This is a genomic window from Bacillus sp. RC242 (genome assembly GCF_044908245.1).
GTDB classification, from domain to species: Bacteria; Bacillota; Bacilli; order Bacillales; family Bacillaceae_G; genus Bacillus_A; species Bacillus_A mycoides.
In genome coordinates, this window is record NZ_JBIYCZ010000001.1 from 447,717 (window position 1) to 464,021 (window position 16,305).

Below are 16,305 nucleotides of genomic sequence, written 5' to 3' on the forward strand. Positions count from 1 at the left end.
GGGGGCCCCTTCCTCTTTTCATTATTCACAACTTATATCATCTTCGCCTCGTATTTGTGCTTTTTTACAAGCCACGCTCCTCCAATTACACCTGCATCATTACCAAGTATTGCAATTGCTAACTTTGTGCTCTTTACAGCACGAGAGAAAGCATATTGCTCGAAATAACGTTGAATTGGCTCTAATAGTGCGTCTCCAGCTTTAGATACGCCACCACCAATTACGATTTTCTCTGGGTTCAACGTACTAGCAAGGTTCGCTACAGCTAATCCTAAATAAGAAGCTACTTTTTCCACTACTTCACCTGCTAGTTCGTCACCTTGTCCAAGTGCTTCAAATACATCTTTTGATGTAATAAGCCCTTCTTCTGCTAACATAGAACGTAAAACACTTTCTTTATCTGTCTCTTGTATTTGTTGCATAGCAACACGTACAATACCTGTTGCAGAGGCTACCGTTTCTAAACAACCCGACTTCCCGCAATTACATGGAAAAGCGTTCTCTGTAACAACTGTAATATGTCCAATCTCACCAGCAGCACCGCTTATACCATGTACAATCTCACCATTGGCGATAACACCACCACCAACACCAGTGCCAAGTGTCATACAAATTAAATCTTTTGCTCCTTCACCAGCACCTTTCCACATTTCACCAAGCGCCGCTAAGTTTGCATCATTATCAATAACAACAGGTAATCCCGTTTCTACTTCTAGTAAATCTTTTAACGGATAGTTTTTCCATCCTAAATTAACCGCTTCATAAATCATTCCAGATGCCACATGTACAGGACCAGGAGCTCCCATACCAATACCAATTAGCTTGCTTTTTAATTCACCTAATTCTTCTAACTTTTTATCAATAGCTTTCGCTACATCAAGTGTAATATGTTTTCCTTGTTCATTTGTATTCGTAGGGATTTCCCACTTATGTAAAATTTCACCATACACATTAATAAATGCTAATTTAATCGTTGTACCACCAAGGTCAACACCAACTAACCATTTCTCTTCCATGTTACGTACCTACCTTTATCTAATTCTTATTTAGCTCTTTTTGAATTTCTTGCTTCAATAAAAATAAAGCTGTTTGATAGTCTTGTGGGTCGATTAGCTGTGATTGATTTAATTCACGCAATTCATCTTGCATTAATTGTAAATCTGCAATTCGATCACCCGTATAAATAATCGTACCAAATTTCTTTAGCAATTGCTGAATATCATAAATAGATACCATTTCATCACCCTCTATGCTCACTTACTATAAAAAATTATAATAAGAAAACGTTCACATATTTTATTATAATCACGAAGAAAAAGTCTCGTCAATTTTTATTTGTCTATACAAGCCCATTTTTAACCATTGTTCCTTTTTCTGTAATAATTTTTTCTACATTTTTATCAAATGGCTCTACTGGAATATGTTCTACCATTTGAAAACTATAAGCTAATGATAGCGCTTTCCCTTTATAATGCACGAGATAACGATCATAATAGCCACCGCCATATCCAATCCGTTCTCCTCGCTCTGTATAAGCTACGCCTGGCACGATTTGAAGATCAATTTCATCTGCATTCACTTCTTCCGTAAGCGCTGGAATTGGTTCACGTAAATTCATATACACTGTTTCTAATTGATCAAAATTACTAATTTTCCGGAAAGACATCGTTCGTGTTCCTTTATTACACTTCGGAACAACAACTTTCTTTCCTTCTTCCCAAGCTTTTTCGATAATAGGATATGTATTCACTTCATTTTCCATTGAGAGGGTGATTCCAATTGTTTTAGCTTCAACCCACTCTTTTTGCGCATACAACGAAGCTGCAATTTGCTCTGATAAAGTTGTATACCGTTCTTCTGATAAAGAATTCATGTGTTCTATTATTTGTTTACGTAAACGTAGTTTCTCTTCTCTCACACATTTTCCCCCTCACAGTGACACTTTGCTCTACGATGATAGTGTATCACTTTTAACAGAGGAACCGAATAAAAAAAGAAACAGTAGGAAAATATTCCTACTGCTTACTTTGTTTCACGGTGTAACGTAGACTTCTTGTCACGCTTGCAATACTTTTTAAGCTCGATACGCTCAGCGTTGTTACGTTTGTTTTTCTTTGAGATATAGTTACGATCTCCGCATTCTGTACATGCTAGAGTAATATTCACACGCATTCTTATTTCCCTCCAGTACTAATAACTTAAATCAGACTATACTATAATACCACTTTTAAAATAAAAATTCTACACCTTTTGATATTGTCTAATTTTTTCTATAAGATTTTTCATGTTTTCCCTTGCTATTACTGGGTTTCTAGCATGCGAATACACTAAAAATTTCGGTTGTTTTGTGTCAGAAACGATATAAGACCACTCTTTTTCGGTATATTTGAACTGTACTCCTTCAAATATACCTTCTTCCTTTCTTTCCATATCAGCCAATAATTTCCTCATTACTTTCCCTTTTTCATTCCATGAACATACAACTTCATCACAAAGTAGATAGAGCGGAGGTGATTGCTCTACTATGCTGAGAAATGTTTTTCCCTGCAATGCTATTAGCTCGAATAATTTTCCAATTCGATATAAAATATCTCGCTTCCATCTCGCTTGAAACGACTTTTTTTCATCCTGCGTATAAAATAGAAGGTAACATTCTCCTAATTTCAAAGACATCGGGTAAATATTTCCTGCCGATTCAAGTAATAAATCTGGAATATCTACCTCTTCAAAATCTGTTCCCTGGTAAATATTACTATAATTATCATATAACTCGAAATAATTTCCTTGCTCTGAAAACATAAGTGCCATATTTGCTTTACTTGATTTCATCAAGGCTTTCACATGATGCTTTTGTTCACCCGCATAAATCCATGTAACTGTGCACCCGAGCCTTTGCAAAAAAATCATAAGTAAATGTTGTAACATATCATTTCTCTTATTAATAAGAAGATGAAACTTCTGTTTTTGTATCGTTTCAATATCAATACGCTCTAACACAGCTTCTACATAATTATTTGCAGAAACGTGAACTAGCTTATTTCGCCCCAGTTCTTTCTCAGAAGCGTAATAAAACGACTCAGACATATATACTTGTTCTATCTCTTTTTGCTGCTTATACGTTAAAAACGAGCCCTCCTTGCCATACAGTTGTATAACAATCCCTCTTTCGCTTTCCACTTGAACGAAAACTCCACCTGCACATTGCAAATTATGAATGGCATACTGAAAAAGCGACTCATTCATTTCTTTACATTCCATCGTATGAATCCCGCTGCCATGAATGGCATGGAGGAATAAATTTTTAAAGGAAGTTGTTTCTATATTTTCCTGACTTCCAATCAATATACTCTCCCCTTTGGCAAAAAGAGATCCATAAGCCATTGCAACTTTCACAATAAATTGAGGAGTAATTTCAACATTACCCCTTCCTACAATTCGGCTTTTTTGTAACCATCCTGCACTCTTTTCACTCTCTTTAACACCGGCAGAACCTACTATCGAATGACTATCTATCTCCTTATATGGCCATATTTTTCCTTTTTGCTTAATTACTGTACTTTTCCCTATATGACAATGATCCGCTACAATACTTTTTTGAAAAAGTGTAACATCATCTTCGACCATTGTATGATCTCCTATTGTTGTTTCTAACAACTCACAATTTTTTCCTATATGAGAATTTGCAAAAATGATGCTTTTTTGAAGATGAGAATAACTTGAAACGATACTATTTTTCCCGATAATAGAGTACGGTTCAATTACAGCCCCTGCACCAATCATTGCTCCTTCTCCAATAAAAGAAGGGCCATGAATTTTCGTCCCTTTTCCTATCGTTACACCTTCTCCCATCCACACCATCGGTAATACTTCTGTATATGGAATAGGCACCTTCAATTTTTTCGTCAACAAATCGAATTGAGCTTGCCGATATTGATCAAATGTACCAATATCTAGCCAATAGTCTTCTGATAAATATGCAAATAAAGCATTTTTATTTGCCAATAAAGGAAACACATCATGACTGAAATCCGAAAATTCCATGGATGGTATGTAAGAAAAGATTTCCGGCTCCATTATATAAATACCTGTATTCACAATATTAGAAACTACCTCATTCCAGCTCGGCTTTTCTATATATCGTATAATTTCTTGTTCTTTATTCATTACAACTAAGCCAAATGAGAGTGGGTTTTCTACTTCTTTCACAAACATCGTTACCATTCTCTTCTTCTGTTCATGAAATGCAATTCCTTCTGATAATTGAAAGTCAGTTAGTGCATCCCCACTAATAACAACAAATGTTTCATCTAAAAAACTTTCGGCTTGCTTAATACTCCCTGCTGTTCCAAGCGGAGGAGAATCTTCAAAATAATACAAGTTAACTCCCCACTTACTACCATCACCAAAGTATTGCTTAATAGCGGTACTCATATATTGAACTGTAATTGCAATTTCACGAATACCATGCTGACGTAATAATTCAATATTATATTCAAGAACTGGTTTTTCTAACAATGGTAACATCGGTTTTGGAGTATTACATGTTAATGGTCTAAGGCGTCTCCCTTTTCCTCCAGCTAAAATAACCCCCTTCATATACTTCAGCCTCCACTTATATAATGTTCAAGAACTCCGTATATCATTTACCCCACATTAACTGCAGTAAAAGTCCGGTTTGGTATGATCTAACAATCAGCGAGAGACAGCCCCACTAATTAAAGCCTCACTTTATAAATAAATGTACCTTTTAACTCCCACCAAAAAGAAAGCGCTTACCATTAACTTGGTAAAATAATTAATAAGACGTAACTAACATATATGTACTTATTTTTCCATTAATTATGATACATCTTATCATCATAGACTAAAGGAAACAACGAGCTTTTTTTGTCATGTTTTGACTAAAAAAAGCAGGTGATTTCTCATCACCTACTTTTCCCCCTACTCATTCAATAAATAATGCTTTCCTTTTACTACATAAAATACATTCTCGGCAATATTTGTAACATGGTCTGCTACACGCTCAATATATCTTGCAACAAAGGATAGTTGTGTAATTTGTGTAATCGCTTCTGGTTGTCCAGGGATAGATGAAATAAATTCACGAATCGCCTTCCCATAAATTTCATCAACTGAATCATCCATTTCAGCAATTTGTTTAGCAAAAGTTAAATTTTCTTGCTCATATGCTTCTAATGCTAAATTTAACATCTTATGAGCAATCTCAAACATTTCCTCAAGATTATGTAAACTAACAACCACTTCTTTTTCACCAAGACGAATTGTTGATTTCGCAATATTAACAGCATGGTCTGCAATACGTTCTAAATCTGTCGCTGTTTTAATTGAAATGAAAATTCTTCTTAAATCACTTGCTACAGGCTGCTGCTTTGTAATAAGCATAAGCGCAAGGTCATTTATTTCCTCTTCTAAATTATCCATGCGATAATCCCCATCAATGACTTCTAACGCTTTCTCTACATCCCTGTTGTGAAGACCTTCCATAGCAATCAATAAAGCTCCACTTGCTAACTCACCAAGCTCGATCACCTTTTGCTGTAACGTTTTTAAATCACATTGAAACTGTTCTCTTACCATCATTTCTTCCCCCTCAATATTATGTGCCATTATATATAAAGTGAAACTTTAATCAGTGGGGGTTTTGTTCATCTCCCACTGATTATTAGCCTTCACCAATCGGGCGTTTACGGGCAGCCCGACTCCCACCTAACTTCTTTGCTCCATCCAAATTTTGAGGTGGGAGTTTTACTGCCCGGCAAATAGCGGGATAAATCCCCTACCCCGCTTCTTGTATGTTTATTACGCCTTGAGAAAAGAGAAATATTACTCCCCTATTAGAATGAGGTGAAAGTGAGAAATGCCGATACGATAAACTTAACTAAATCTATACAATTCAATCAAATTCACACAAGTTAGTGCTTCAAAGTGTTCTCGCAACCCCGAAGGGACGAGGGGTATAACACTCCACACGAGGCAGTATCGTTACCTCATATTATCAAGCATTTATTTTACCCATCTTGATAAATTTATCGAAGCATTCAAATCCCTATCGTGATGGCTATTGCATTGAACACAGTCCCATTCACGAATCTTTAAACTCCACTGTCCTTCTGATTGAACTGAATGGTCGTATTTAACTCCGCAACATGAGCAAATCTTGCTGGAAGCGAACCATTTATCAGCTTTTACATATTCAATGCCGTACTTCTCACACTTGTATGATAAACATTGAAAGAAGAAGTTTAATTTTTGAAATGAAAATGCTTTCGATAGTTTTTTGTTTTTTAACAGGTTTGAGATATGTAAGTCTTCCACAACAATCCTCATTGGTTTGGTTTTCACCAATTTAGCTGTTGATTGATGGATATGGTTATTTCGGATATTCGTAATTTTCCTAGATAACCGAAGGTGCTCAGTTTTAGCTTTTTCATATCCGGCAGATTGAATTTTTACACCTTTTTTAAATCTCCTAGACATATCTCTTTGCGCTGACTTTTTCCTTTTCAAAAGTTTTTTAACCTTAGCATCTTTGTTTATATTTCGTTCTTTCGTACCATTAGAAGCTACAAACAGCTCTTTTACACCAACATCCACACCAATCGACTCATTGGTTAGTTCTTGTGATTCAAAGTCTTCCTGGAACCCTACACTAATCCACCAGTGACGACCATCAAATGTAACTCTTGGATTTGATGATTTTTTGTTTCTTGGTAGTTGTTGGCTTGTTTTCACTTCTCCAATAGACTGAATATCAACTACTTTCTTTCCTATAATCAGTCTTTCATAATTGGCATAAAATCCTTGAATTAAATCTTTTTTGGATTTATAAGAAGTGTGATAACCATTTTTGTACTTTTTGAACGAATTTCTTCTCGCCTTATCAAAATCTTTTGAAGCCTGTTTGGGAACTTGTGCGTTGATTTCATTTAACCACTCATATCTCTTTCGCTTCTTGATCTTTGTAAATCGTTTCTGTAAATCTAACTGTGAAACAGATTTTCCAAATAGCTTATAGTATCTATCACTCATCCTTTTACAATAGTTATAAGCGAATCTTGAAGCTCCAGCATGATTTCTAAGCACCTTTTCTTGTTCAGGCGTTGGAATCAGTCTGACTTTCTTCGCCAATATCATCAGAAGTCAACTCCTTAATCATCTGATTGATTTTTTCTACTTTCGCAACATTCACGCTCACCATTTCTAGCCACGTTGTAGTTCAATCAGCTTTAGGGATTGCCCGCAGTTAACCCTCACTACTAGCCAATCACTTGACTAGCAGGGCTTACTGATATATTTAATTAACTTTGGTTATAATTGGTTAAATAAATCGTAACAGTTAGTTACCCTCTGTTAAGAGGGTCTTTACTCTTAGCCTTGCTAGCGATATCAACCAAATCGTCCTGTAATGTAGTCTTCTGTACGCTTATCTGCAGGTGTTGTAAATAATTTGTTCGTATCTGTATATTCCACAACTTCTCCACTTAAGAAGAAAGCAGTTTTATCTGAAATTCGTGCTGCTTGTTGCATGTTGTGCGTTACGATAACAATACTAAAATCTTTCTTTAACTCCTGAATTAATTCTTCTACTTTTGATGTTGAAATTGGATCTAGCGCCGATGTTGGCTCATCCATTAAAATTACGTCTGGCTCAATCGCTAAGCAGCGTGCAATGCATAGACGTTGTTGCTGACCACCAGATAAACCGTATGCATTATCATGCAAACGATCTTTTAACTCATCCCAAATAGCTGCGCCGCGCAAGCTATTTTCAACAATTTCATCAAGTGTTTTTTTGTCACGAACACCATGGATTTTCGGACCATATGCTACATTTTCATAAATAGATTTTGGGAATGGATTTGGCTTTTGGAACACCATACCCACATGCGTACGTAATTCTTCAACCGGATATGATTTATCAAATATGTTTCGTTCTCTATATTCGATAACGCCCGTAGTTCGAACGATAGGCACTAACTCTACCATACGATTTAGCGTTTTTAAGTATGTTGATTTCCCACAACCACTTGGACCGATAATCGCTGTTACTTCATTCTCATGAATACTTAAGTTGATATCTTTTAAAGCATGGTCTTCTCCGTACCATAAATTTAAATTTTTCGTATCAAATACTATTTTTTTTGGTGCTGTCTCAATCTTTTTTTCATTTTTCACCTGTACATTTACTACTGTTGCTACCATTTGAATTCCCCTTTCATCCACTTCCAACTTATTTTCGATTTCGTAACCATAAGACAAATATATTTATAAAGAGCAACAATCCTAGCAAAACAATCATCCCAGCTGCTGCTACATACTGAAATTCTTCTTGTGGTCTACTCATCCAATTAAAAATTTGAATTGGTAAAACCGTAAATCTATCAAACATACTGAACGGAACATAATTTGCAAAGGCAAGGGCCCCAATAACTAATAATGGTGCTGCCTCACCAATTGCTCTCGATACCGCTAACGTACATCCCGTTACAATCCCTGGCAAAGCGACTGGCAATACAATTTGATACATCGTTTGCCATTTCGTAGCACCTAATCCGTAAGAAGCCTCTAGTAATGAGCTCGGCACAGTTCTAATCGCTTCTTGACTAGCTACAACAACAGTTGGTAAGACGAGTAAGCTCATCGTCAGTGCCGCTGCCATTATGCTCTCTCCCAAATGGAGAGCGTATACGAAAATAGTTAACCCGAGTAAACCAAACACAACGGAAGGTACCCCTGCTAATGTTTGATTATTTAATTCAATTAACTTTTTAAAAACGGACTCCTTCGCATAATGCTCTAAATAAAGAGCTGTTCCGACTCCAAATATAAAAGAGACTGGTATAACAATGCTCATAAATAGTATTGTTCCTGACAAAGCAGCGACAATCCCAGCTTCTCTCGGATTACGTGAGGCGAAGTTTGTAAAGAAATCTATTGAAAGATAACTTATACCTTTTTCAAAAATTTGAAAAAGCAATATAAAAAGTATTACTACCGAAAACAAAATTGCTATATAAAACAAACACTTGTAAATCCGATCCTTTAAAAAACGCGATGCCATATTTTCTTGTATGTTCTTATGGTTTAACATTCGCATATTATGTCAACCTCCTAAAACGGCGCATAATATATTGCGAAATGATATTCATAATAAAAGTAAACATAAATAACGTTGCACCTACAGCGTACATGCTGTAATAAGTAATCGTTCCGTGCGGAGCATCACCTAAACTCACTTGTACAATATAGGCTGTTAATGTTTGAATAGAATGAGTCGGATCTATCGATACATTAGGTGTTGATCCAGCTGCAATAACAACAATCATCGTTTCACCAATTGCCCTGGAAGCTGCTAATATAATCGCTGCCATTATGCCCGTAAAAGCCGATGGAAACACCACTTGTTTTACCATCTCAAAACGAGTTGCTCCTAGCGCTAATGAGGCTTCTTTAATTCCTTTCGCTACAGCTCTCATCGCATCTTCAGAGAGAGACGCAATCGTCGGTATCATCATAAACCCTATAACAATACCTGGACTAATAGCATTAAAAAACTGCAAATCTGGTATAACCCGTTGTAAAAGTGGTGTGACAACTGTTAACGCGAAAAAACCATATACAATTGTCGGGATGCCTGCTAGTAGCTCTAACAAAGGTTTTAATATTTTCCGAGCGCCATTCGAAGCGTATTCGCTTAAAAACACGGCACAACCTAAACCAATAGGAATTGCTACGAACATGGCAATTGCTGTTACAAGGATTGTTCCACATATAAGTGGTAATATACCGAATTTTGGATCTTCAAAAAAAGGTAACCATTCCTTCTCTGTCAAAAAAGAATACAATGATATCTTTTGAAAAAACATGATTGTTTCATTTGCCAACGTAATAATAATTCCAAGTGTCGTTACAATGGACACGCTAGCAATGGCTTTTAGTATTAACGGAACAATTCGATTGATTCGCTGCGTTTTTTTTCTTCTATTTGTATTTCTCTCAATCAAATGTTGTACAGAAAATGTAATTTGACTTTTGTCATTATGAGCCAAAGATGAAAACCCCTTTCCACCCTGACATTACCTTTTTATTTCTGTTAACATTCGCAGCTGTTCATTATATTTTTCTTTTGGTAATTTTACATATCCGACCTCTTCAGCAAGGCTTCCAACATGCTTAATCATAAACTCAACATAATTTGCTACATTAATTTTATTTCTGATGGATGCATGATTCACATACGTAAATAGCGGCCTAGATAATGGCTTATACGTACCCGACTGAATGGTCTCTTTCGTTGGAAATACACCATCCACCTGTATTGCTTTTACCTTATCTCGATTGGCCATATAATAAGCATATCCTACAAAAGCAATGGCATTTTTATCATTCATTACCCCTTGCATAATAACTTGATCGTCTTCAGACAAAGAAACCGTTTTTACAAGGCGATTATTTTGTAAGACAACATTTTGGAAATAATCATAAGTACCAGAGTCTACGCCTGGCGCATAAAATTTAACTTGTTCACGAGGCCATGATGAATGAATTTGTGACCATCGTTTCAATCTTCCATTTTCACTCCATAGTAGACGTAACTCATCTATCGTCATATTGTTTACCCACGTATTTTGACGATTCACAACAATCGTTAGACCGTCATAAGCAACCTCAAATGGTGTAAATTGAATGGATTTTTTCTGCATTGCATTTTCTTCTACCGGTTTCATCAATCTCGAAGCATTGTTTATATCTACTTCTCCTTTACTGAAACGATTAAATCCTCCCCCTGTCCCAGAAATACTAATAGAAATTTTCACGTTTGGATGGGCCTTTGTATATTCCTCTGCTACTGCCTCTATAATGGGGAAAACCGTTGAGGATCCATCAACTCTCACTTCTCCCATTTCATTTGTAGCGAATGCAGTAGACATATTAAAACAAAGGAAACATGTCGATAATGTCAAAACTTTAATCGATGCGCTCATCCATTTCACGTGTTCTTCCTCCTAGAAGTAACCGGAAATAACAGGATTACAGATATAAGAATACTGCTAAACTATTAATTCGGTTTTAATTATTTGTAAAAGTTTTGTAAAGTCCCACAAAAACAACTGTATACACAAACTTTATTTTCACTTTTGTACTTTAGATGCAGGAAATTTTCTAATCATCCATAAAGCGAAACTTTAATCAGTGGGGGTTTTGTTCATCCCCCACTGATTATTAGCCCTCACCAATCGGGCGTTTACGGGCAGCAGGGCTCCCACCTAACTTCTTTGCTCCAGCTGAATTTTGAGGTGGGAGTTTTACCGCCCTCAAACGCGGGATAAAACTGCTATCGCCTATCACACACAACAAACTTAGAGCGTATGCACTAATCTTGTTGTGTTCATCGTTTTTGAAACTACATGTTTTTTCAATATTTTATGCTTGTCCATATTTACTAAACCATATGCGTAAGGCATAAAAAAAAGCACACTATCTTTTCAGATAGTGTGCTTTTTTTACAACTTTTTTATTCATCATCTTGATTTTTATTTTTTTTCGCTTTTTCATCTTGCGGAGCTTCACCAGTTAATGCTTGTTTTTTCAAATCAAAGTAAGCGTCCATTATTTCACGACTGATATATCCGTTAATTCCTGTTTTATCGTCATGTACCCATGGCACAACAACAGAAAATGCTACTTCTGGATCTTCAAGTGGTGCATAACCTACTAGCGTTAAGTTATACGTTTGCACACGCTCACCGTTTTCTTTTTTACCAATCTCTTTATCTCCGCCATATACGGTTTGAGCTGTACCTGTTTTACCAGCAGCTTTATATGGTGCGCCTGTAAAGTATTTCGTGGCTGTACCACCTGAATCGTTAAACACTTGTCTAAATCCTTCTTGAACGCGTTTAATTTGCGATTCTGGCATATCAATACGATTTAATACTTTCGGTTCCATTGATTGAACAACTTTCCCTACTTCCTCTGGCTTCATAGCTGGCTGACGAATTTCCTTTACAACTTGTGGTTGCATACGATATCCACCATTTGCAATCGTCGAAATATATTGCGCTAATTGAAGCGGTGTATACGTGTCATACTGTCCAATCGATAAGTCTAGTAAGAAACCTGGTTGACTCCCTCTACCTATTTGACCAGCAGTTTCATTTGGCAAATCAATTCCTGTTTTTACACCAAGCCCAAACTGCCCAAAATAGTAACGCATAGTATCAAATGCTTTTTGTGGTATATCTAACGTACCACCTTTCACATATGAAACTCCGGCCAGGCTCATCGCTGTTTTAAACATATAAACGTTAGAAGACTTTTTTAAGGCTGTAAGGTCATCGATGTAACCCATATTTTGCCAAGATGACTTTTTAGGCGTTCCTTTTAATACAATCGGTTCATCATATTGAACTGATCCAGGTTGAATCGCCCCAGTTTGATATCCAGTAAGTACTGTTGCACCTTTTACAGTTGAACCCATCGGATAAGAACTTGTCATCGTACCTAACGCAAAGTCATTCACTTTCGTTTGCCCATCTTCGTTAACTAATTGTTTCCCTGCCATGGATAAAACTTCACCATTCTTTGGATTCATCATTACAACGAAAGCGCGATCTAAAAGCGGTTCTGATCCTTTAAATTTATTTAAGTTTTTCTCAAGAATCTCTTCTACACGCTTTTGTAATTCCATATCGATTGTTAAATTCAGATCATTACCTCGTTGTCCCTGTGACACATTAATAGTTTCTAAAATATTACCATCTTTATCTGTAACATTTCTTACTTCAGATTTTGTGCCGTGTAAACTATCTTCGTACTGTTGCTCAAGGTAACTTTTTCCTACACGATCGTTACGATTATAATCACGAACAAGATAGTGATCTAATCTTTCTCTCGGTAACCCTTCATCAGAAGAAGTTACACCACCAAGTACACTTCGGAACATATCGTCATACTTATATTTTCGCTCCCAGTCAACATTTGTATCTACACCTGGTAATTTCGCTAAATTTTCACTAATAATCGCGTATTCTTCCGGTGTTGCATTTTTTTTAACGATTTGCGGCGTCATTGCATATCCGCTTTCCATCTTACTTTTGATCGCCAATATTTCTAAATCTTTTGCTGACAGTTGATTAATCTCTTCTTCTGTTACACGATTTCGTTGACGTTCATCTAGTTCTTTATCGTCAATTTTATTCGCTTTAAACTCTTCACGATCTTTTTTTGTGATTTTTGCTTCTGCTTCTTCTTTATGTAAAGCAAGCCAATAATCTTTCTTATCGCGATCTGTTAACTTATCTGTTGGGACTTCAATTAAATCTGCTAACTTTTTCGCCGTCTCTAAGCGATCTGCTGCAGTTGATCCCTTCATTTTTGTAAATGTAATTGTACGAATAGGCTCATTATCTACGACCGCTTCTCCATTACGATCAAATATTTTCCCGCGTGGTACAGGATTACTTATCGTTGAGTTTTCTTTTTTCTCAACTTCATTTTTATATTCCTCACCACGAACAATTTGTACGTATCCAAGCCTTACAATAACCGCGGAGAACATTAAAAACACGCAAAAAAACAACACGTTTAACCGAAAAGGAACGTGGGTCTTTTTCTTTTGTTGTTTCTGCTTCTTGCTCATACAAACCCCCTCTACCAACAGCTATGTAATGTGAAAGGGACACCTTCATACAGGTGCCCTCACTGCTGTCTTACATCTTTTTCTATTCTAGCATAAAACACGCGATAAGTTAACCTTCTGGTTCAGTTTGATTCTGTGTGCTTCCTTGCGCTACAACACTGGTTTTGTTCACATTCCCCTCATCATATTTGACATTTTTAACTGCAAAATAAATAAGAAAATGTCCAGCTCCTAAAATACATAGTAAGAAAGGTAAACTTTTTTCAGGCGGAAAAAATATGACAGCACATAAAAAACTTAAAATGGAACAAATTCTTCCGGCATTTAACCATAATTCCCTGACCACTATATATTCTACACGCCATTCTCTCGCCTGTTTTGCTCTACCAATTACATCGTATGTCATTGAGCCGTACGGAACGAGTAAAATCGGATATGCAACCGCAATACATGCTGCATAAATAAGTAATTTCGTATATGTAACATTAAAAATAACTAAAAATACGACCGCATATAAAATAATGCCACCAAGTAAAATTGCTTTTTTTCGCCATTCTTTCTTTAACATACGAGCAACTAAATAATAGCATACAAATGATACTGCAGAATTCACTAAACTATATTTCCCTAGTGCTAACTCGCTACCAGATGCTAAATAGACATATACCGAAATAACGAAAATAAACGTTCCCTCTCTCAAGCCTTGGAAGAAATGAGCGCGCGTAATTCTTCCCCAGTTTTCATCAACTTGCCGCTCTTTCAATACTTGCACAATTTCATAGCGTCCTTCACATTCCCTCTTCGATAAAAAAAAGCTTAGAACGACTGCAACCGCAAATAGCATTAACGAGAGGAAGAAAACGACAGTATAACCACTCCATTTTTCCATACGTGAAATTGTATATCCTGCTGCTATCGGCCCAATCATTCCAGAGAACGATGTAAGAAGTCCTAGAAAACCGTTAAAAAAATCTCTTGTTTCTGGTTCTGTAATCTCAAATGTCAACAAGTTAAAAGCGAGCCAATAAAAACCATAACCAACTCCTAAAAGAGCTCCCATTAATAAAATATAGTGAGATGCACTTTTTCCCGCTACTAAAACGACGATAAAAAAAACAGCTAATGTGCCTACACCGATTCTCAATAAAATCGAGCGATCAATACGTTTCGCTAATTTCCCGCCCACAAGAAATGTTAGAGGCTGCAATACAACGCTGGCCAAATTATACAAGCCCAGATTCACATAATTTTGTGTTTGCTTCCATAAATAAATGTTTACAAACGTATTCGATAAAGAAATTGCGAGCGTGTATAAACCTCCTATAACGAGCAATAATACTAAATCCCGATTCACTTCAACATCACCGATTACATGTTTCCACTTCATACACAACTCTCCTTTACTTCATGTTCTAGTCTTCCAAAGACAAGCTCAATTATGTAAAAGGAGAACATAGAAAAAAGCTAGGAGAAAACCCCCTAGCTTTTTTCTAGCTGTATTAACTTTAATTATTTTGCTTCTTGGTAAAGTTTTTCAGCAACGTTCCAATCTACAACGTTCCAGAATGCACCGATGTAGTCAGGACGACGGTTTTGGTAATTTAAGTAGTAAGCATGCTCCCAAACATCTAAACCGATAACTGGAGTTTTACCTTCAGTTAGAGGAGAATCTTGGTTTGGAGTGCTTGTTACTTCTAACTCACCATTGTTTACTACTAACCAAGCCCAACCAGAACCGAAGCGAGTTGCGCCAGCTTTTGCGAATTCTGCTTTGAATGCATCGAAGCTACCGAATTTCGCTTCAATCGCAGTTGCAAGTTCGCCTACTGGTTGTCCCCCGCCGTTTGGAGATAGGATTGTCCAGAAGAATGTATGGTTAGCATGTCCGCCACCATTGTTACGTACTGCTGTACGGATTGCTTCAGGTACTTCGTTTAAGTTTGCAACTAATTCTTCAACGCTTTTGTCAGCTAATTCTGCATGACCTTCTAAAGCAGCGTTTAAGTTTGTAATATACGTGTTGTGATGTTTTGTATGATGGATGTTCATTGTTTCTTTATCAAAGTGAGGTTCTAAAGCATCATACGCATAAGGTAAATTTGGTAATTCGTGTTTTGCCATTGTTATATTCCTCCCGGTTTATGTATTGTCACTACATATGTGACCTACAACTTCATTCTACCCTAATTGCCATAGGGTGCAAACAAATAAATCGCTTTGTCTTGCTATCATTAAAGTAGCAAAATTCCCACTTCTTTTCAATTAAAATGCTCATATATTCCGAAAAAAAGCTTCCTTCTACAAGGAAGCTTCCTGCTGACATAATAAACATATGAAATGGATATGGACCCTGTAGGACTCGAACCTACGACCGGACGGTTATGAGCCGTCTGCTCTAACCAACTGAGCTAAGGGTCCACGATTATGTATGTACCATTAAAAACAACTAAATTCCAATCGGATATATCGTTTGAAAAATGTAAGATAAATTTACCATATACGAAAGAAAAGTGTCAATTGTATTTTTCTCTACTAAAAGAAGTAAATTAATAAGAAGGAATTTAGTCTTCTCTACTATATGTAAATATAATATATCTTGAGCTTCTCTAGATTCGTACGTTACAATGATTTTATACATACAT

General features: G+C 36.4%; 15 protein-coding genes and 1 tRNA gene. All 16 read right to left on the reverse strand.

The window, feature by feature from the left end; translation table 11 throughout:
- Positions 1-32: 32 nt before the first annotated feature.
- Positions 33-1,016 carry a glucokinase gene (glcK, locus tag ABH957_RS02465; RefSeq protein ID WP_002034037.1) on the reverse strand — a complete coding sequence of 328 codons (984 nt, stop codon included), beginning with the start codon at positions 1,014-1,016 and terminating at the stop codon, positions 33-35.
- 19 nt (positions 1,017-1,035) lie between these two features.
- Positions 1,036-1,236, reverse strand: a complete 201-nt coding sequence (locus ABH957_RS02470; RefSeq protein WP_000253699.1) for a YqgQ family protein — start codon at positions 1,234-1,236, stop codon at positions 1,036-1,038.
- Between the two features lie 103 nt (positions 1,237-1,339).
- Positions 1,340-1,918, reverse strand: coding sequence for a 5-formyltetrahydrofolate cyclo-ligase (locus tag ABH957_RS02475; RefSeq protein WP_002034038.1), 579 nt, complete (start codon positions 1,916-1,918; stop codon positions 1,340-1,342).
- Between the two features lie 104 nt (positions 1,919-2,022).
- A complete protein-coding gene (gene rpmG, locus ABH957_RS02480; RefSeq protein WP_001265616.1) occupies positions 2,023-2,172 on the reverse strand; it encodes a 50S ribosomal protein L33 in 150 nt (49 codons plus the stop codon).
- Between the two features lie 69 nt (positions 2,173-2,241).
- Entirely contained in the window at positions 2,242-4,596 is a 2,355-nt protein-coding gene (locus tag ABH957_RS02485) for a sugar phosphate nucleotidyltransferase (protein WP_002143147.1), read from the reverse strand.
- 345 nt (positions 4,597-4,941) lie between these two features.
- Entirely contained in the window at positions 4,942-5,598 is a 657-nt protein-coding gene (phoU, locus tag ABH957_RS02490; RefSeq protein ID WP_002015145.1) for a phosphate signaling complex protein PhoU, read from the reverse strand.
- Positions 5,599-6,024: 426 nt separating this feature from the next.
- Positions 6,025-7,155 (reverse strand): RNA-guided endonuclease InsQ/TnpB family protein, encoded by a 1,131-nt coding sequence (locus ABH957_RS02495; protein WP_404491096.1) that lies wholly within the window; start codon positions 7,153-7,155, stop codon positions 6,025-6,027.
- Between the two features lie 252 nt (positions 7,156-7,407).
- Positions 7,408-8,223 (reverse strand): phosphate ABC transporter ATP-binding protein, encoded by an 816-nt coding sequence (pstB, locus tag ABH957_RS02500; RefSeq protein ID WP_002088644.1) that lies wholly within the window; start codon positions 8,221-8,223, stop codon positions 7,408-7,410.
- 28 nt (positions 8,224-8,251) lie between these two features.
- Positions 8,252-9,118, reverse strand: a complete 867-nt coding sequence (pstA, locus tag ABH957_RS02505) for a phosphate ABC transporter permease PstA (protein ID WP_002088645.1) — start codon at positions 9,116-9,118, stop codon at positions 8,252-8,254.
- A gap of 1 nt (position 9,119) precedes the next feature.
- Positions 9,120-10,070: a phosphate ABC transporter permease subunit PstC gene (pstC, locus tag ABH957_RS02510; RefSeq protein WP_002088646.1), complete on the reverse strand. Its 951-nt coding sequence runs from the start codon at positions 10,068-10,070 to the stop codon at positions 9,120-9,122.
- A 27-nt stretch (positions 10,071-10,097) separates the two neighbouring features.
- Positions 10,098-11,015: a PstS family phosphate ABC transporter substrate-binding protein gene (locus ABH957_RS02515; RefSeq protein ID WP_002138359.1), complete on the reverse strand. Its 918-nt coding sequence runs from the start codon at positions 11,013-11,015 to the stop codon at positions 10,098-10,100.
- A 521-nt stretch (positions 11,016-11,536) separates the two neighbouring features.
- On the reverse strand, positions 11,537-13,663 hold the full coding sequence (locus tag ABH957_RS02520; RefSeq protein WP_269480955.1) for a peptidoglycan D,D-transpeptidase FtsI family protein: 2,127 nt from the start codon (positions 13,661-13,663) through the stop codon (positions 11,537-11,539).
- A gap of 109 nt (positions 13,664-13,772) precedes the next feature.
- The gene (locus ABH957_RS02525; protein WP_002015154.1) at positions 13,773-15,050 is read right to left on the reverse strand and encodes an MFS transporter; all 1,278 of its coding nucleotides are present in this window, start codon (positions 15,048-15,050) and stop codon (positions 13,773-13,775) included.
- A gap of 122 nt (positions 15,051-15,172) precedes the next feature.
- A complete protein-coding gene (sodA, locus tag ABH957_RS02530; protein WP_001052029.1) occupies positions 15,173-15,784 on the reverse strand; it encodes a superoxide dismutase [Mn] in 612 nt (203 codons plus the stop codon).
- Positions 15,785-16,007: 223 nt separating this feature from the next.
- Positions 16,008-16,081, reverse strand: a tRNA-Ile gene (locus tag ABH957_RS02535).
- Positions 16,082-16,109: 28 nt separating this feature from the next.
- Positions 16,110-16,301: a hypothetical protein gene (locus ABH957_RS02540; protein WP_033728250.1), complete on the reverse strand. Its 192-nt coding sequence runs from the start codon at positions 16,299-16,301 to the stop codon at positions 16,110-16,112.
- Positions 16,302-16,305 lie beyond the last annotated feature (4 nt).